The organism is Paramylibacter kogurei (assembly GCF_002742285.1).
Taxonomy (GTDB): domain Bacteria; phylum Pseudomonadota; class Alphaproteobacteria; order Rhodobacterales; family Rhodobacteraceae; genus Amylibacter; species Amylibacter kogurei.
Window position 1 is genome coordinate 1,010,192 of the sequence record NZ_MDGM01000012.1, and the last position, 18,359, is coordinate 1,028,550.

Annotated in this window: 14 protein-coding genes and 1 pseudogene; 6 read left to right on the top strand and 9 right to left on the bottom strand. The window is 49.0% G+C overall.

Annotated elements, in window-relative coordinates; all coding sequences use genetic code 11:
* Nucleotides 1-176 precede the first annotated feature (176 nt).
* Both tsf and rpsB read right to left on the bottom strand, forming a co-directional pair.
* Nucleotides 177-1,052: a translation elongation factor Ts gene (tsf, locus tag BFP76_RS10390; RefSeq protein ID WP_099593384.1), complete on the bottom strand. Its 876-nt coding sequence runs from the start codon at nucleotides 1,050-1,052 to the stop codon at nucleotides 177-179.
* A gap of 336 nt (nucleotides 1,053-1,388) precedes the next feature.
* A pseudogene (gene rpsB / locus BFP76_RS10395) lies at nucleotides 1,389-2,159 on the bottom strand (30S ribosomal protein S2); the annotation flags it as partial.
* Nucleotides 2,160-2,427: 268 nt separating this feature from the next.
* Between rpsB and BFP76_RS10400 the strand changes: the two are divergent.
* Both BFP76_RS10400 and BFP76_RS10405 read left to right on the top strand, forming a co-directional pair.
* Nucleotides 2,428-3,150 (top strand): DUF502 domain-containing protein, encoded by a 723-nt coding sequence (locus BFP76_RS10400; RefSeq protein ID WP_099593388.1) that lies wholly within the window; start codon nucleotides 2,428-2,430, stop codon nucleotides 3,148-3,150.
* Nucleotides 3,147-3,752: a LysE/ArgO family amino acid transporter gene (locus BFP76_RS10405; RefSeq protein ID WP_205661409.1), complete on the top strand. Its 606-nt coding sequence runs from the start codon at nucleotides 3,147-3,149 to the stop codon at nucleotides 3,750-3,752. Before BFP76_RS10400 ends, BFP76_RS10405 begins: the two co-directional genes overlap by 4 nt.
* A gap of 41 nt (nucleotides 3,753-3,793) precedes the next feature.
* On the opposite strand, the gene BFP76_RS10410 is transcribed toward BFP76_RS10405, so the two are convergent.
* Both BFP76_RS10410 and BFP76_RS10415 read right to left on the bottom strand, forming a co-directional pair.
* Entirely contained in the window at nucleotides 3,794-5,617 is a 1,824-nt protein-coding gene (locus BFP76_RS10410; protein ID WP_420818668.1) for an extracellular solute-binding protein, read from the bottom strand.
* A gap of 189 nt (nucleotides 5,618-5,806) precedes the next feature.
* The gene (locus BFP76_RS10415) at nucleotides 5,807-6,433 is read right to left on the bottom strand and encodes a helix-turn-helix domain-containing protein (RefSeq protein ID WP_099593390.1); all 627 of its coding nucleotides are present in this window, start codon (nucleotides 6,431-6,433) and stop codon (nucleotides 5,807-5,809) included.
* A gap of 65 nt (nucleotides 6,434-6,498) precedes the next feature.
* Between BFP76_RS10415 and BFP76_RS10420 the strand changes: the two genes are divergently transcribed.
* On the top strand, nucleotides 6,499-7,140 hold the full coding sequence (locus tag BFP76_RS10420; protein WP_099593392.1) for a DsbA family oxidoreductase: 642 nt from the start codon (nucleotides 6,499-6,501) through the stop codon (nucleotides 7,138-7,140).
* A 6-nt stretch (nucleotides 7,141-7,146) separates the two neighbouring features.
* Here the strand turns inward: BFP76_RS10420 and mfd are convergent, their stop codons facing one another.
* Together mfd and BFP76_RS10430 are read right to left on the bottom strand one after the other, a co-directional pair.
* Nucleotides 7,147-10,599, bottom strand: a complete 3,453-nt coding sequence (gene mfd / locus BFP76_RS10425; protein WP_099593394.1) for a transcription-repair coupling factor — start codon at nucleotides 10,597-10,599, stop codon at nucleotides 7,147-7,149.
* Between the two features lie 39 nt (nucleotides 10,600-10,638).
* Nucleotides 10,639-11,148 carry a hypothetical protein gene (locus tag BFP76_RS10430; RefSeq protein WP_099593396.1) on the bottom strand — a complete coding sequence of 170 codons (510 nt, stop codon included), beginning with the start codon at nucleotides 11,146-11,148 and terminating at the stop codon, nucleotides 10,639-10,641.
* 124 nt (nucleotides 11,149-11,272) lie between these two features.
* Here BFP76_RS10430 and hemB point away from each other — a divergent pair, with 124 nt between their 5' ends.
* Both hemB and BFP76_RS10440 read left to right on the top strand, forming a co-directional pair.
* Nucleotides 11,273-12,280: a porphobilinogen synthase gene (hemB, locus tag BFP76_RS10435; protein ID WP_099593398.1), complete on the top strand. Its 1,008-nt coding sequence runs from the start codon at nucleotides 11,273-11,275 to the stop codon at nucleotides 12,278-12,280.
* A gap of 124 nt (nucleotides 12,281-12,404) precedes the next feature.
* Complete coding sequence (locus BFP76_RS10440) at nucleotides 12,405-12,959, top strand: lipid-binding SYLF domain-containing protein (protein WP_099593400.1); 555 nt, start codon at nucleotides 12,405-12,407, stop codon at nucleotides 12,957-12,959.
* A 38-nt stretch (nucleotides 12,960-12,997) separates the two neighbouring features.
* Here the strand turns inward: BFP76_RS10440 and rpe are convergent, their stop codons facing one another.
* Together rpe and BFP76_RS10450 are read right to left on the bottom strand one after the other, a co-directional pair.
* On the bottom strand, nucleotides 12,998-13,681 hold the full coding sequence (gene rpe / locus BFP76_RS10445) for a ribulose-phosphate 3-epimerase (RefSeq protein WP_099593401.1): 684 nt from the start codon (nucleotides 13,679-13,681) through the stop codon (nucleotides 12,998-13,000).
* Nucleotides 13,682-13,685: 4 nt separating this feature from the next.
* Nucleotides 13,686-14,555: an NAD(P)-dependent oxidoreductase gene (locus BFP76_RS10450; RefSeq protein ID WP_099593403.1), complete on the bottom strand. Its 870-nt coding sequence runs from the start codon at nucleotides 14,553-14,555 to the stop codon at nucleotides 13,686-13,688.
* A 79-nt stretch (nucleotides 14,556-14,634) separates the two neighbouring features.
* On the opposite strand from BFP76_RS10450, the gene BFP76_RS10455 reads away from it, so the two are divergent.
* Complete coding sequence (locus BFP76_RS10455) at nucleotides 14,635-17,100, top strand: penicillin acylase family protein (protein WP_099593405.1); 2,466 nt, start codon at nucleotides 14,635-14,637, stop codon at nucleotides 17,098-17,100.
* Here the strand turns inward: BFP76_RS10455 and hflX are convergent.
* Nucleotides 17,097-18,353 (bottom strand): GTPase HflX, encoded by a 1,257-nt coding sequence (hflX, locus tag BFP76_RS10460; RefSeq protein WP_099593406.1) that lies wholly within the window; start codon nucleotides 18,351-18,353, stop codon nucleotides 17,097-17,099. The two genes, BFP76_RS10455 and hflX, sit on opposite strands and share 4 nt — an antisense overlap.
* Nucleotides 18,354-18,359 lie beyond the last annotated feature (6 nt).

Here is an 18,359-nt window from a genome sequence, read left to right on the forward strand (position 1 = left end):
CTAGGGCCATTCGCTTCCTCTTTCTGCGTGGGGTCCTGACACTCCCGGTTCAAAGACCCTACGCAACACATATTTAAAGATTTTTCATTCGCCAGCGTGTGGCACAAAACAAATTTTCATAAAAAAAGCCCAGCGTAATGCTGGGCTTAATTTTTTCGATTTAAACGTTGGGAGAATTAGCCACCCATTGTTTTTGCAACTTCTGCTGCGAAATCTTCTTCTACTTTTTCAATGCCTTCGCCCACTTCGAGGCGTACAAATGAAACAATTTCGGCACCTGCGTCTTTGGCAGCTTGGCCAACAGTCACGTCAGGGTTCATCACGAATGCTTGGTTAACCAAGGTCACTTCGGAGTAGAACTTTTTGATACGGCCTTTGATCATGTTTTCGATGATATTGTCAGGCTTGCCAGATTCACGTGCTTGTTCAGTCAAAACTGTTTTTTCACGCTCGATCACGGCTGGATCAAGATCTTCTTCGGACAAGGATGCAGGGTTTGTTGCCGCAACGTGCATTGCGATTTGTTTCGCAGTTGCTTCGTCGCCGCCTTTCAGCGCAACCAAGACACCGATTTTGCCCAAGCCATCAGCGGCAGCAGTGTGGATATATGAACCCACAACATCGCCAGTAACCTTGGCCATACGACGCACAGTCATGTTTTCACCGATTGTTGCGATCGCATCTGTTACTGTGTCTTCGACAGTTTTGCCGTTTACATCCGCTGATTTCAGCGCATCAACGTCGTCAACATTTACGGCCGCAGCAACAATACCGTTCACCATTTTTTGGAAGTCAGCATTTTTACCAACGAAGTCAGTTTCGGAGTTCACCTCAACCGCAACGCCAACGCCGCCTTCGACCTTTACGCCAACCAAACCTTCGGCAGCAGTACGACCAGATTTTTTAGCAGCTTTTGCCAAACCTTTGGTGCGCAACCAATCCATGGATGCTTCGACGTCACCATCGTTTTCAACAAGTGCTTTTTTCGCGTCCATCATGCCAGCACCTGACAGTTCACGCAGTTCTTTTACCAATGCAGCTGTAATCGCCATTGTATTCTCCAATTCGTTCGGAATTGAGGGGGCTATATCGCCCCCTGATGTCAGTAATGTGACAGCTTAACCAGCCATCAATTCTTTTGCTTGGCCGATCCAATCGTCGCGCTCAATGCGGCCTTTGAATGACAGATTGTCATCAACCCACATGATTTCGTCGTTTGACCATGATGCCACTTGTGCAAATTGGTAGATGCCCAATTTGTTCATTGTTTCTTCCAGTTTTGGACCAACGCCAGAGATTTTTTTCAAATCATCTTTGTCTGCTGGTGCTTCTGTGAACAATTGTGGTTTTGAACCGGCGCTTTCAACAGCTTCTTCTTCTGCTGGTGCAGCTTTTGCGGCTGGTGCTTCTTCTACGATTTCTTCGATTGGTGCTTCTTCCAATGCGCCAACGTCGATACCCGCAGAACCCATTTGTGATGCCATGCCGTCCAATGCCGCACGTGCGATCAAATCACAGTAAAGACCAATTGCGCGCGCTGCGTCATCGTTACCAGGGATTGGGTAATCAATGCCATCTGGTGCAGAGTTAGAGTCAACAACAGCGATCACTGGGATACCCAATTTTTTCGCTTCTGCCACAGCCAAAGATTCTTTGTTTGTGTCGATAACAAAAATCAAATCTGGGGTGCCGCCCATTTCGCGGATACCGCCCAAAGATGCTTGCAATTTAGTTTGCTCGCGTTCCATGCCCAGACGTTCTTTTTTCGTAAGACCATCAGCGCCGTTTTCCAATTTTTCGTCGATTTGTTTCAAACGCGCGATTGAATTAGAAACTGTTTTCCAGTTTGTCAGCGTGCCACCCAACCAGCGGTGGTTCATGTAATATTGTGCTGAACGCTCTGCGGCGTCTGCAATTGCTTTGGCTGCTTGGCGTTTTGTACCAACGAACAAAATTGAACCGCCTTTAGCAACGGTTTGTTGAACAACCAACAACGCCTGATCCAACAGGGGAACAGTTTGTGTCAGATCCATGATATGGATACCATTGCGTGAACCATAGATAAACTGGTCCATGCGAGGGTTCCAACGATGTGTTTGGTGGCCAAAATGTACGCCTGCTTCAAGCAATTGACGCAATGAAAACTCTGGTAGAGCCATTGTAACTTTCCTTTTCCGGTTTCGCCTCAGCGGGGTCGAAGGGCAATTTGCCCAACCGGTGGAGTATCAGGGATTTCTCCCCCAACACCCGCAAGCCCCGCCTGTGGATTGATTTGCGCCGTTTATGCCAAGATTATCATATGTTCAAGCCCCTATTTGAACAAATAAGCACCATCGGCGCGCTTTGGTGGAAATTCACATTGCAATTCGGGCGAGACAGACAATAAATAACGTAACGCATGAAACTTAACGAAATACATTAGCACTGATGGCAAAACCAAAACCTAGCAATGCCCCCCGCCCCAAACGTGCGGGACTATTTGCACGATTACGCAATAATTTTTTAACAGGGTTGGTTGTGGTGCTGCCTGTGGCGCTGACAATCTATTTGTTATGGACATTTGTTGGGTTCGTGGACAACCGCGTGTTGCCACTTGTGCCAGAGGCTTACAACCCCGCCACTTATACTGATGCTAATATCCGCGGCTATGGGTTGTTTGTATTTCTTATCTTCACCACATTTGTTGGTGCATTGGCCAAAGGGATTTTTGGGCGTCAATTGCTCCGCTTTGGCGAAAGCTTGGTCGATCGTGTGCCTGTTGTACGCTCCATCTATAATGGGGTGAAACAAATCGTTGAAACGGTGACGAGTTCGTCCAATTCCAGTTTCGACAAGGCGTGTTTGGTTGAATACCCGCGCAAAGGTATCTGGGCCATTGCGTTTATTTCCACCGAAAGTTCGGGTGAAATTCTAACCAAGACCGGCCAAGAAAAAATGATGAGCGTGTTTTTACCTACCACACCAAATCCAACATCTGGTTTTTTGCTCTTTGTACCAAAATCCGATGTCGTTGTTTTGGATATGGATGTCGAAGCAGCGGCGAAATTGGTGATTTCTGCGGGGCTTGTCATGCCACCAAAAGATGGTGAAATCAAAAATGGCAGTGCGAAAACCGCACGCACAGTGACCAAGAAAACCGCCGTGAAATGATCACGGCAGGTTTAACGGGGTTTTCCACCTCTATTTCATTGATCTTGGCAATTGGTGCACAAAATACATTGGTCTTACGCCAAGGTTTAGCAAGGGCACATGTTTTACCCGTTGTCTTGTTTTGCGCCATTTCTGATGCGGTTCTGATTGCACTGGGTGTGGCAGGGTTTTCGGCGATCGTCGATCAATACCCATCCTTGCCAAAAATAATGGCATGGGGTGGTGCGATATTTCTGTTTGTTTACGGTGCGATGCGTCTTTATGCGGCGGCCACATCAGATTATGCCAATGAAATGGCGGGGCGATCCCTGCCCTTGCGCCAAGTGTTGTTCACGCTTGCGGGTGTGACATGGCTGAACCCACATGTATATTTGGACACGCTTGCGCTGATCGGTGCAATTTCAACAAAATTCCCAGCAATGGATGAAAAGTTAAGCTTTGCATTCGGCGCGGTATCCGCATCATTCGTATTCTTTTTCGCACTTGGTTTTGGCGCGAAATATCTCGCGCCATTTATGCGGTCACCGCGCACATGGCGGGTTTTGGATGTTGGGATCGCAATTGTAATGTTCGCGATTGCGATTTTGTTGATTGCCAAGTAACGCCAAGACAATAAAACTTGGCGTTATCAATGCATTAAACGCTATTCTTCAACCCACCAAACCTCTGGCAGGAACCCCTGCCAATCACCATACATCGGCAAGCGTTCTGGGTATTTCAGCTCTTTTTTGTGGGCAATACGGGATTCCTTGGAATACCAAAGCGGGATCATATAGCGCCCCGCAGTCAGGATCCGATCAAGCGCTTTGACCCCAGCCACAAAATCATCTTGGTTTTCTGCGGTCAAAAACGATTCAATCATCGCCTCTGCGGCTGCGCTATCCATCCCCATGAAATTGCGGGTTCCCTGCTCGGTCACGCCATCGCGCCCCCAATATAATTTTTGTTCATTGCCCGGTGACAGCGACAGATAATAGAAATTGTAAATCATGTCATAGTCATAGGCATTGCGCCGTTCGTTATATTGCGCATCATCAATGGATGAAATGGTGGCGCTAATCCCCAACCGTTTCAATGCATCAAGATAGATATTCACGATACCTTCGGTTTGAATGCCGCCAACCGTACCGCCATTTTTCAATAGAATATCAAATGTAAACGGATCACCAGCGGCGTTTTTCAACACACCATCCTGAATTGTCCAACCCGCCGCTTCCAATTGTTGTTGTGCGACGCGCAGGTTTTTACGATTTCGTTCGCCCCCTTGTGCCACGGGCAATGAATAACCGTCGATCGTGCCTGGAACCAAATCATCTTTAAACGGTTCAAGTAATTCCAAAACCTTACCTGATGCGCCGCCGTGATCCATACCCAAAACGGAATTTGAAAAATACGAAGTCGAACGAGGTTCAACCCCACCATTGGTGGTTTGATTGATAAATTCAAAATTGAATGCATGGATTAACGCATCACGCACACGCCAATCTTTGAAAATATCGCGCCGTGTGTTCATCACGAACCCCTTGGAGCCCGATGGACGCGCGTGTGGGATGGTCGATTTCACAACATCGCCCGACGTGACCGCGGGAAAATCATAACGTGTTTCCCACCGCCCCGCATTACCCTCGCGATACCAAGATGCGGCGCCTGATTTAAACGCCTCGAAAATCACATCGCCGTCTTGATAAAATTCGTAACGCAATTCATCCGCGTTGTGCTGCCCTTTGTTAAAGGCCAAATCATTACCCCAATAATCGGGGTTGCGTTTGAAAGAAATGAAACGGTTAGCTTCGAATTTATCAATGACATAGGGGCCAGAGCCGTGGAATGTATCTAGGCTACTTTCATCAAATGCGCGCCCCTCCCAATCCGCCTTTTTCAAAATCGGGCGTAGCCCTAAAATAAGCGGCGCTTCGAAATCAACCACATTAAACGTAAATCGGACAGAATGCTCGCCTGTCTGTTCTACTTTTTCGACCTTTTGCCACGAACCTTGGTATCGTGGATGGCCAATGGTTCCCATTGTTTCAAAAGACCAAATCACATCTTCGACTGTAACAGGTGATCCATCGGAAAATTTGGCGTTTTTGTTCAGCGTAAACTCAACCCATTCGCGATTGGGGCCTGTTTCAACACTCTCTGCAAGCAGGCCATACAGTGTGAATGGTTCGTCATAGCTTCGGCCAAGCAAGCTTTCGACAACATGCGCCCGCACACCCCATGGGGCGCGACCCTTGAGGATGTACGGATTCAACGAATCGAATCCCCCTTTATCCCCAAAAACGATTCGCCCACCTTGTGGCGCATCTGGGTTTGCATAGGGTAATGACACAAAATCTGGTGGTAATGCAGGGTCTCCATACATAGCGATGCCATGTTTTGGTTCTGCCAATGCCATGCCCCCAAACAACAGCGCCGCCGTTGTAACAAGTGCGAGTCGCTTATTGTTGATCGTTCTTCGTGTCATCTGCGCAACATCCCTGTATTGAATCGCTCGTTTTTTGGTTGATAATAGCCTTGAAACGGAATTGTTCAATTTTTTCCTTGGCCTAAGGCGGGGGCTCGCCTATAAATATTGTACTGCTCGATAGGTTTCTTGCCTGTATGAAACCTGCCTCAATACTTGACGCCCTCTTCGTGAGGGCGTTTTTTTTGGCTAATTCAGAGTTGTTACCCACAAAATTACCGCATCCTCTTGCGACGTGGAAATCACGTTATGCCCCATCGCAGCGTCATAATACACGCTATCACCGCGGCGCATTTCAACGGGTTCATAATGTTCCGTGTAAAATTGAATGACACCCGACAGCACATATAAAAATTCCTCACCATCATGGCGTACCCAGCCGTCAAATTCATCAACGCGGCGTGCACGCACACGGGCGCGATATGGCAACATGCTTTTCTGTGTCATGCTTGCCGCCAACATTTCATGTTCATATGTCGGTGTTAGATGCGGTTTACCCTCACCATTTTTGGTGATCGCCATACGCGCCATTACCTGATCGGTTTTTGGCGGGGTGAAAAGCTGTGGAACGGAAATATCCAATCCTTCGGCCAGTTTTTTCACCGCTTCAAACGTTGGTGACATTTGTTCGTTTTCGATTTTTGACAATGTGGAACGTGCCAATCCCGCCTGTTGTGCCGCTTGTTCCAGCGTCCAGTTTTTCGCTTTGCGCAAATCACGCACGCGCGCGCCCAGGTTTAATGGTTCAAGCGGTTCTGCTTTTTTCCCATCAGCACGTGCGATTTTGATAATACTGGCTTTGTCATGTTCTGTCATGAATGTGATATAGACCGCGCAAAACTTGGTTGCAACTTGGATTAAGATCACGCAAACCTCCCCCCATGACAAAAATTGATATTATATCCGACCCAATTTGCCCGTGGTGTTACATCGGGAAAACCCGTCTTGATCGCGCGCTTGAAGCAAACCCAGAACATGATGTTGTTATTGAATGGCATCCGTTTCAGCTTAATCCCGACTTGCCTGCCGATGGCATGGATCGTCGTGAATATCTGGAAACCAAATTCGGTGGCAAAGAAGGCGCCATTCGTGTGTATTCACAGATCGAACAAACCGCGATTGAAACTGGGCTTGATATCAATTTTGCCGGGATCAAACGCACCCCAAATACGATCAATGCGCATCGCTTAATCCATTGGGCGGGTATTGAGGGCAAACAAAACGCTGTGGTTGATCGTTTGTTCAAAGCATATTTCAAAGAAGGTCGCGACATTTCCGAAACCTCTGTTTTGGTGCGGATCGCATCTGGTGTGGGCATGGATGGGGATGCCGTGCGCAAATTGTTGGACGGCGATGCAGATATCGAAGATATTCGCAATCGCGATAAACATGCACGTCAACGCGGCGTGTCTGGTGTGCCCTGTTTTATTGTCGCCGATACCTATGTGGTCAACGGTGCACAGCCTGTTGAAATGTGGGACAAAGCCATCAAAGAAATTTCTGAAAAAAATAAGAGCCAATAACGGCTCTTATTTTTTGGCTTTGGCCGCAATTGCCAATTCACGCGCAATTACAAATGCACCCTTAACCTTGCTGTCATCAGACAACCAATCGCGGCGGATGATGATCTTGTTATCCTTCACCTTGGCCGTGCCGCGTTGGGCTGCCATATAATCAGCAAGACCAAGTGGATTTGCAAATTTATCATTATGAAATTGGATCACGGCCCCCTTTGGCCCGCCATCCAATTTAGCAATTCCAGCGGCATGGCACATGGCCTTGATCCGAACAACGCGCAGCAATGTGTCCACTTCACTTGGCAATTTGCCAAAACGATCTATCAATTCGGCGGCGAAATCTTCCAATTCGACCTTTTTGGCAAGACTGGACAAGCGACGGTATAACCCCAAACGCACATCAAGATCGGGTACATAACCCTCTGGAATCAATACAGGAACACCTAAATTGATTTGGGGCGACCATGTACCGCTATCATCGGTTAACCCTTCAAGCGACCCAGCTTTCATCTTGGCAATCGCTTCTTCCAGCATTTCTTGGTAAAGTTCATAGCCAACTTCACGTACATTGCCCGACTGTTCTTCGCCCAACAAATTACCTGCACCGCGGATGTCCAAATCTTGGGACGCGAGCGTGAACCCTGCCCCAAGGCTATCCAACGACCCCAACACGCGCAATCGTTTCACTGCCGTAGGTGTCAACGGTTTACGTGGCTTGGTTGTCAGATAAGCATAGGCACGGGTTTTCGATCGCCCTACCCGCCCGCGAATTTGATAAAGCTGTGCCAAGCCAAACATATCTGCACGATGGATGACCATTGTGTTCGCTGTTGGAATGTCTAATCCGCTTTCCACAATCGTGGTTGCCAACAAGATACCGTATTGCCCATCGTAAAACGCGTTCATCCGGTCATCCAATTCACCCGCCGCCATTTGACCATGTGCGACGATATATTTGATTTCGGGCAGTTGTTCTTGCAAGAAACCTTCGACTTCGGCCAAATCAGACAGGCGCGGAACAACATAAAAACTTTGCCCACCGCGGTAATGTTCGCGCAACAATGCCTCTCGAATTGTGACGCCATCAAATTCCGAAACATAGGTATGGATCGGCAACCGATCCACCGGCGGTGTTCCGATGATCGACAATTCACGCACACCAGACAATGACATTTGCAATGTGCGCGGAATCGGTGTGGCGGTCAGGGTTAACACATGCACATCGGATCGAATTTGTTTTAACCGTTCCTTGTGGGTGACGCCAAATTTTTGTTCTTCGTCGATGATCAACAAGCCCAAATTGTTGAATTTTATCTCTTTTCCCAGCAATGCATGGGTTCCAACCACGATTTCAACTTCACCAGTTTTTAATGCATCCTTGGTGGTTTTTGCGTCTTTCGTACTAACAAATCGCGATAGCTGGCGCACCTTGATGCCCGTTCCGCGAAACCGTTCGGCGAAAGATTGATAATGTTGACGCGCCAACAATGTTGTGGGTGCAATCACCGCAACCTGCGTTCCACTGGCGGCGGCCACAAATGCGGCGCGAAGTGCAACCTCGGTCTTGCCAAAGCCAACATCGCCACAAATCAGACGATCCATCGGGCGCCCCGATGACATATCGGCAATCACGTCCTCAATCGCATGAAGCTGATCATCGGTTTCGGTATAGGGGAACTTTGCCACAAACCGATCCCATTGATCTTGTGGTGGTTCCATCACTTCTGCCTTGCGCAATGCACGTTCAGCGGCGATGCGGATCAATTTGTCCGCCATATCGCGAATGCGTTCTTTGAGCTTCGCTTTTTTCGCCTGCCACGCACCCCCGCCCAAGCGATCAAGCATGGCGGTTTCTTGGCCGTAACGGCTCAACAATTCAATGTTTTCAACGGGCAAGTAAAGACGTGCATCATTGGCATATTCCAACAATAAACAATCATGGGGCGCACCCGCCGCCGTGACAGTTTCAAGCCCCATGAATCGCCCAATGCCATGATCGATATGAACGACCAGATCCCCCGCAGACAGGCTTGTGGCCTCGGTCAGGAAATTATCGGCGCGGCGGCGTTTGGCGCCAGTGCGCAACATCCGCTCGCCCATCACATCTTGTTCAGATATGACCGTTAAGTCGTTGGTTTCGAACCCTTCTTCCAATGGCCAAACGGTTAAGTAAAGCCCGCCAGAGCGATCCTTAATATCGCCAAAACGCGCAAGGTTGCTGGCATTTGTTACGTCTTGGTCAACCAACATCCCCGCCAGCCGTTCGCGCGCACCTTCGGAAAATGATGCGATCACAACATTGGTGGATTTTTGTTTTGCAACAACATGGTCGGCGAGTGATTTGAAAACACTCGCGTTTTCATCCAATCGATCGGGGGCAAAATTGCGCCCAATCCGCCCGCCTGCATCGGTAATATTGGGCCCAACACCAATGGGCAGCACCGCCAAATGGCGTTGATCATGTCCGCGCAATTGTGCGTGAAAGCTGTCTTCGTCAAGATAGAGAAGTTCAGGCGCAATGGGTTTATAAACACTTTCCAAACGCGATTTGGATTTCAGCGCGTCAAGGCGTGCCTCGTATTGATCCACCACACTTGCCCAACGTTTTGCGTGGGTCTGTTGCAATGAATCATCAATGAAAACAGGTGCTTCTGGCATGTAATCAAACAGCGTTTCCATATGATCGTGAAAATATGGTGCCCAATGTTCAACGCCTTGGTATTTGCGCCCCGCGCTCACACTTTCATACATCGGATCATCAGTTCCCGCCGCCCCAAATTCAGCGCGGTATTTTGCGCGAAAGCGTTCGATGGATGCATCATCCAGTATCACTTCGGAAACGGGTGCCAATTCAAGGCGTTCCAGTTTTTCCAATGTGCGCTGTGTTGTGGGATCAAACCGTCTTGCGCCATCCAGCACATCGCCAAACAGATCAAGGCGCACTGGTCCCACGTCGCCTGGTGCAAAAACATCAATCAACCCACCACGAATGGCGTAATCCCCCGCCTCGACCACCGTTGGGGTTTGAACAAACCCCATGCGGGTGAAATAGGCGCGTAACTGATTTTCATCCAATTGATGCCCAACCGTTGCGACAAAGCTGGCATTTTCCAACACCGCACGGCTTGGCACGCGTTGGGTGGCCGCATTTGATGTGGTCAATAAAATGAACGGTTGGTTAATTCCGCTGTGCAAAGCGGCCAAGGTGGACATACGCCGCGCCGAAATATCGGCATTTGGCGACACCCGATCATATGGCAAACAATCCCATGCAGGAAAATCCAATACCAAAACATCAGGCGCGAAAAAACCCAGTGCGCGTTGAACATTCAACAGACGTTTTTCATCACGACAGATAAAAACAGTGGGTGTTTTATGCTTTTTGACAAAATCAGCCAGAATTTTTGCATCATACCCTTCGGGAACGCCGCCGATTTTTACGATTTTTGGTTCAGTATTTGCCATGCATTCCACCTAGCCGACCATGTGGAATGCTTCAACCGATTAACTAAAATAAAATATCCGAATGCCCGCCCAAACGGATGTGACGATCATGCTTAACATGCCAAAAATCTGTTTGATACGACGGTGCACAACATATGCGGTATAAAGAGACTGTCCGGTGATTTTTTCTGCTTGAATGCGATAGGCAAAGCGCACCGAAAACAATGTTGCACCTGTGAGTGGCGCCATTAACAAAAATATCGCCTGCATGATTTCCATTCGAAACCCAAACCCAAGCGTTGCCGCAGATGCGAGTAAAAATGCGATCACAGCCATGACCGCAACGCCATATTGATCGAATGCCTCCACCGTGTGGCCAGTGTTGATGCGCATCAATTCTTCGAAATCATGCATATAAACGCCTTCGCGTTCATGCCCAAGACGTGCGTCATGTAATGGAACACCCAATGTGAAATATGTGGCGCGTGACCAAATGAACGCCAAAAACAGCCAATACCATATGTTAAAGAAACTTTTCAGTTCCAGAATCTGTAAAAAATCTTCGGTCATACTGTTCAATCTTGGGTTGCTGCACGCCATATTGCGTGGTTGTGAAACAATTGTCTAATGGCTTTTCACTTGAATGTCGGGCAAAATTTAGGCACGAGTTCAAGAAATCAAGCAAGGATACAAAATGATCACGCCAGCCGCACATTTCCCAATGTCTCGCCCGCGCCGCCTTCGCCAAGCAGAATGGATGCGCCGATTGGTTTCGGAAAACACATTAACCGCCGCTGATTTGATCTGGCCGATATTCATTTGTGAAGGCCAAGATGTTGAAGAACCAGTAGAATCTATGCCCGGCGTTTCACGCATGAGCATTGATCGCGCCGTGATCGCAGCCAACGAAGCCGCGAATTTGGAAATCCCTGCGATTGCATTATTCCCCAACACACCCGATGCATTAAAAACGCCAGATTGCGCCGAGGCGTTCAATCCTGACAATCTTGTGAACCGTGCAACACGTGCGATCAAACAAAATGTACCTGACATTGGTATCATGTTGGATGTTGCCCTTGATCCATATAATTCCGATGGGCACGATGGTTTGGTGCGTGAAGGTGTTGTTTTGAACGACGAGACCTTGTTTGTGTTGGAAAAACAAGCGCTTTCCCACGCAGAAGCAGGCGCGGATATCCTTGGCCCATCTGATATGATGGATGGACGCGTTGGTATGATCCGCCAAGCGTTGGAGCAAAACGAATATCAAAATGTGGCCATCATGGCCTATTCCGCGAAATACGCATCTGCATTTTACGGCCCGTTTCGTGACGCAGTTGGTGCAACAGGTGCGCTCAAGGGTGACAAGGCGACATATCAATTAAACCCTGCCAATTCGGACGAGGCCGTGCGCATGGCCATGCGTGATATCGCCGAGGGTGCAGATATGGTGATGGTCAAACCAGGCATGCCCTATCTGGATTTGTGCCAACGTGTTGCCAATGAAACAGGTGCGCCAACATATGCGTATCAGGTTTCGGGTGAATACGCGATGATCGAGGCCGCCGCGCAAAACGGCTGGATCGATCGTGACAAGGCCATCATGGAAGCGTTGCTTGCGTTTAAACGTGCGGGATGTTCTGGGATTTTGACATATCACGCGCTGGAAATTGCCAAAAAACTGGCTGAACCCATTCTTTGATAAAATCAGCGATTTTTTGCGCGATTGTGCGAAAAACCAAGACAATCAAAGAAATAACAGTTAAGATAAACTTGATTTCGACAAAAGATCGAAACAAGAGGCATAGCAGTTACAGGAGCATTCCATGAAAGATTGGACAAGGCGGGGATTTTTCCTTGGCGCAGGCACGGCCACATTGGGCGCGTGTTCAACCGGAACAGGCAGCACAGAGCGGTTTAAAATTGATCGCCGCACCCAAGAAGCATTGCGCGATATGCGCGGCAAATTACCATTCACAGCCGATCTCGAACAAAAGGCCGCTGGCATGTTGGTTATGCCCGTAGTGGGTAAGGCTGGTTTGATTTACGGCGGTTCATATGGCGAAGGGTCATTGTTAATCGGTGGCGCACCGGTTGATTATTATTCCGTTGCAAGTGCTTCGTTTGGTTTACAAATCGGTGTTCAAAAACTTTCAACAGTTCTGTTTTTCATGAGCCATGATCGTTTGGCGAAATTCCGTTCACGCAATGGTTGGACCATTGGCGCAGATTTGGAATACACCCTGATTGACAGCGCGGAAAACGCCGCTGTGGACAGCAACACATACAAAGACGAAGTATACGGTGTTGTGTTTGGCCAAAAAGGATTGCACGCAGGTGTCACCCTTGAAGGGTCGAAATACTCTCGCATTATCCGATAAATATTGCGTTAGCTATAATAGCTAACGCATTGATTTAATTACTTACATGCGTTTTTGATTGCGGCAATGTTTTTGCCGTAATCGTCAGGTGTGCCACCCTTAAACACAGCAGACCCCGCGACCATCACATCAGATCCCGCTTCCCAGCAAAGCGGTGCGGTTGTTGGATCAACACCGCCATCAACCTCTAGCCAAATGGGGCGATCGCCAATCATTTTGCGTGCGGCGGCAACCTTATCCACCACAGAATGGGTGAATTTTTGCCCACCAAACCCTGGATTGATTGTCATCACCAAGATCAGATCGATTTTATCAAGGCAATATTCAATAACGGATAATGGCGTTGTGATGTTCAATGCCACGCCCGCCTTGCAGCCAAAACCGCGAATGGCCTGTAACGTGCGATCAAGATGCGGCCCCGCCTCTGCATGAACCGTTAAAATATCACTGCCAGCATTTGCGAACGCCTCGATATATGTATCGGCGGGTGAAATCATCAAATGCACATCCATCACCGTTTTCACATGTGGGCGAATGGCGGCCACAACGTTTGGCCCGATTGTCAGGTTGGGAACAAAATGCCCATCCATCGGATCAACGTGAATCCAATCCGCACCCTGTGCCTCGACATCGCGAATTTCTTCACCAAGGCGGGCAAAATCCGCCGACAAAATGGAAGGTGCGATTTTTAGCTCGCGTTTTGGGTCGAAAGTGACGGGCATGATATTATCCTTTGTTCAACCGGCGGATCAGGCTGGATGTATCCCAGCGCCCACCGCCCATTTTCTGAACTTCTTCATAATAGCCATCAACAGTTTTCGCCACCGTGATATCTGCGCCATTTCGCCCTGCCTCTTCGATACAAATGCCAAGATCCTTGCGCATCCAATCAACGGCAAAGCCAAAATCGAATTTGTCATCAACCATCGTGTGGCCACGGTTGGCCATTTGCCATGATCCGGCAGCACCTTTTGAAATCACATCAACAACCGCTTTGGCATCAAGCCCAGCTTGTTGTGCGAAATTGATGCCTTCTGACAATCCTTGAACCAAACCTGCGATGCAGATTTGATTGACCATCTTGGTCAATTGCCCTGCCCCAGCACCACCCATCAGGCGCGATGCTTGTGCGAAACACATGATTGCGGGCTCAACGCGTGCATATGCGTCCGCATCCCCACCACACATAACGGTCAAAACTCCGTTTTCAGCGCCCGCTTGCCCGCCTGATACGGGCGCATCGATGAATGAAAAACCAGCATCATCGGCGATTGCCGACAATTCACGCGCGACATTTGCCGATGCGGTGGTGTGATCTACAAATACAGCACCTGATTTCATTGTTGAAAACGCGCCATCATCACCCGTTGTTAACTGGCGCAAATCATCGTCATTGCCGACACAGGCAAATACGATGTCTTGGCCATCGGCGGCGGCGGCGGGTGTGAGCGCAAGCGCACCCTTATGTTCACCAACCCATTTTTCGGCCTTGGCTGTGGTGCGGTTATATACCGTCACATCATGCCCTTTGGCGGCCAAATGCCCCGCCATTGGATAGCCCATTACGCCCAAACCCAAGAAAGCCACTTTTGCCATAAATCACCTGTTTCCTAAATCACATTGTCAGCTTATGAATGGACTGCTAATCAGTTTGCGTCAATACGAAGGTCGGTGAATGGCAGTTACTTTTAAATGGTTAACGCGGTTATTTCTGTTGTTGTGCGTTCTTGGACTTGGCGCGATGGCAATTGCATATTATTTCGCGTCGCGCTCCATTCCTGATTTTAACCAGAATTATACGGTTGATGGTCTGAGCGGCCCGATTGAAATTGTGCGCGATAATCACAGCGTTCCACATATTTTTGCGCAAAATGACCCAGACGTTTATTACGGGCTTGGCTTTTCCCACGCCCAAGATCGATTGTGGCAGATGTTAATCCTGCGCCGCACTGCCCAAGGGCGGTTATCTGAAATTCTGGGTGAACAAACGCTGAGCGTGGATGAATTTGTTCGCCGTCTGGATATTTACAATCTTTCAAGTGCATCGTTTCAATATCAAACCGATGAAACCAAGACCGCGTTGAAATCATATTCTGACGGCGTGAACGCGTGGTTAAAGGTTGTTCAATCGGATGCGTTGGGGCGCGGTGCGCCAGAATTATTCTTGTTTTCACCCCAAATTGCACCATGGACCCCAACCGATAGTTTGGCGGTCATGCGTGTGATGGCATTGCAGATCAGTAATAACCTGCAAGATGAAATTTTACGTGCGAAGGCCGCGTTAACCGTTGGCAATGAACGCATGCGTGATTTGATGCCAGATTCCCCCAATGATGCCGTGATGGCATTGCCTGAATATGCCAGCCTGTTTGAAAATCCGCCCCGCTCGTTTTCGCCCCAGCCCACACAACATGCGCTGCACCCGATCAAACCCCGCGAATTTGCTGGCGCGTCAAACGCATGGGCGGCGGATGGATCACGCGCTGCGCGAAAGGCACCATTGCTGGCCACCGATCCACATTTGGGATTATCAGCGCCCAGCATCTGGATGTTGGCGCGGATGGAGTTTTCCGATGGTGGCGTAATTGGTGCAACCATTCCAGGCCTGCCGTTTATTGTATCAGGGCGCAGCGATGATTTGGCATGGGGGCTGACCACGACATATCTGGATGATTTGGATGTCTATGTTGAAAAACTGAACCCCGCCAATAGCGACGAATATTTGACCCCAAATGGATATAAGCCGTTTATCAAAAAACGCGTGATCGTTGATATCAAGGATCAATTGGGCAAAACCATTGATATGCGCTGGACGGAAAACGGCCCCGTCATTCCATCCGATAGCTTTGATTTGGGCGCGATCACCCCGATTGGTCATGTGACCAGCATCAATTGGACGGCGCTTCGCGAACAGGATCAATCGGTTTCTGCCGGTATTCGCCTGATGCGTTCAAAATCCATTGCTGCTGCACGAAACGCGGTTTCAATGCATCATGCGCCGGGGCAAAACCTGATCCTTGCTGATAAAAACAGTGTGGCATTACAAGTGGTCGGGCATATGCCCAAACGCGATCCAAATCATGCAAGCCTTGGTCGTATTCCATCACAAGGATGGCTGATCCAAAACCGTTGGCTGGGTGATTTTCCATTTAGCGAAAACCCAAATAGCGTGAACCCAGCCAGCGGCGTTGTTGCCAATACCAACAACAAAATCACAGATGAGAAATTCCCAAAACATGTGGGCCATAACTGGGGCGATACACAACGTATCAAGCGCCTGACCAAATTGTTGAATGCACGCAAGGTACATACGCGTGACAGTTTCATGGAAGCACAGCTTGATCCTGTATCATACACCGCGCGATCACTGCTTACGCTGATTGGGCGCGAATTGTGGTTCAAGGGCGAACCTGCCGCCAGTGGCACAGTGGAACGCCAACGTCAAATCGCGCTGGAATTGTTATCAAGCTGGAACGGAGAAATGGATCAACATGTGCCAGAACCGTTGATTTACACGGCGTGGCTTCGCAATTTGCAACAACGTTTGATTGCCGATGATCTCGGCCCGCTGAGCAAGGAATTTTACAAGGTACAACCGGTGTTTATCGAACGGGTATTTCGCGATATCGACGGTGCATCGAAATGGTGCGATATCCTGCCATCCAGCGAAATTGAAACCTGTGTTGATATTGCGCGGATTGCACTGGATGCCGCATTGCTGGAGCTGAGCGAACAATATGGAAGCAGCATCGATAGCTGGCGCTGGGGTCAGGCACATCAGGCAAAGCATGACCATCAGGTGTTGGGCAATATTCCATTGCTGAGCTGGTTTGTGAATATCCGCCAAGATACACCCGGTGGTGACAATACATTGTTGCGCGCACGCACTGCTGGAAAAGGTGCAGAACCCTATGCCAATGTTCATGCCGCAGGGTTTCGTGCACTTGTTGATTTTGCCGATCCGGAAAGCTCGCTCTATATCATTTCAACGGGTCAATCAGGGCATTTTCTGTCGCGTCATTACGATGATCTGGCACAGCTTTGGCGTCGCGGCGAATATATTCCGATGACACTTGATCCTGAATTGGCACGCAGTGGTTCAGACGGTGTTATGGTGCTGTCACCACGCGCACAACCTTAAACCGTATCAAATGTTGCGGCTTGTCGCGCTGTCCATGTAACCGTGATTTCAAACCCGTAATCGGTTGGATCCTCTCCATCGACCACGTTTTGTGCAAATAACCACGCGCGGCGTTTGCCTTCAGCAAAGCCAAGTTTGATTGTTTCCGTTGTGACAGGATCAAGCAATGAATCCTCAATCGTGTCCAACAGATCCGGGATCCCTGCCCCTGTTAGCGCCGAAATTAATTCGATTTTATCGGTGCGCACCGCTTGGTTGGTTTGGGTTTCCAATGCGCGTTCGTCCAACAGATCGGATTTGTTCCACACCTCCACCACATTTTCGAGTGCCGTATCTGTGATGCCCAGATCGCCCAAAATTTCCATCACATCCATTTTTTGTGTCACGGTTTCTGGATGCGCGATGTCACGTACATGCACGATTAAATCGGCGTCTAGAACCTCTTCCAACGTGGCGCGGAATGCGGCGACTAATTGCGTTGGCAATTCGGAAATGAATCCAACCGTGTCCGATAGGATCACCTCGCGCCCATTTGGCAATTCAATCACGCGCATGGTGGGATCAAGAGTAGCGAATAACATATCCTTGGCCATGACCTTGGCCCCTGTCATGTGATTAAACAGGGTTGATTTACCCGCGTTGGTGTATCCGACCAATGCAACAATAGGATATGGCACCTTGGCACGTGCGGCGCGATGAAGGCTGCGTGTTTTGACAACCTTATCCAATTGGCGTTTCAGGCGCACAATCGCATCATCAATGGCACGACGGTCTGATTCAATCTGGGTTTCACCCGAACCACCGATAAACGACAAACCACCACGTTGGCGTTCAAGGTGGGTCCAACTTCGCACCAATCGCGATTTTTGATAATTAAGCGCGGCCAAATCAACCTGCAACACACCCTCGCGGGTTTGCGCACGATCGCCAAAGATTTCAAGGATCAGACCCGTGCGATCCAACACCTTTACACCCCATTCTTTTTCAAGGTTACGCTGTTGAATGGGTGACAATGGCCCATCAATAATCACCAAACCGATTTCCATATCATGGAATATCTGTTTCAACTCTGCGACCTTACCCGTGCCAAACAACAAACCCGCCTGTGCCTTTTTCAAGGTCACAACGGCGCTGTGTTCGATTTCAAGGTCAGGCAAAGCAGAGGTCAGCGCAATTGCCTCGTCCAAGCTATTCTTGGGCAAGCGGCGTGCGCCGATATTGGCGATATCGGGGTGAATGACGCTAACGCGCATCCTAAA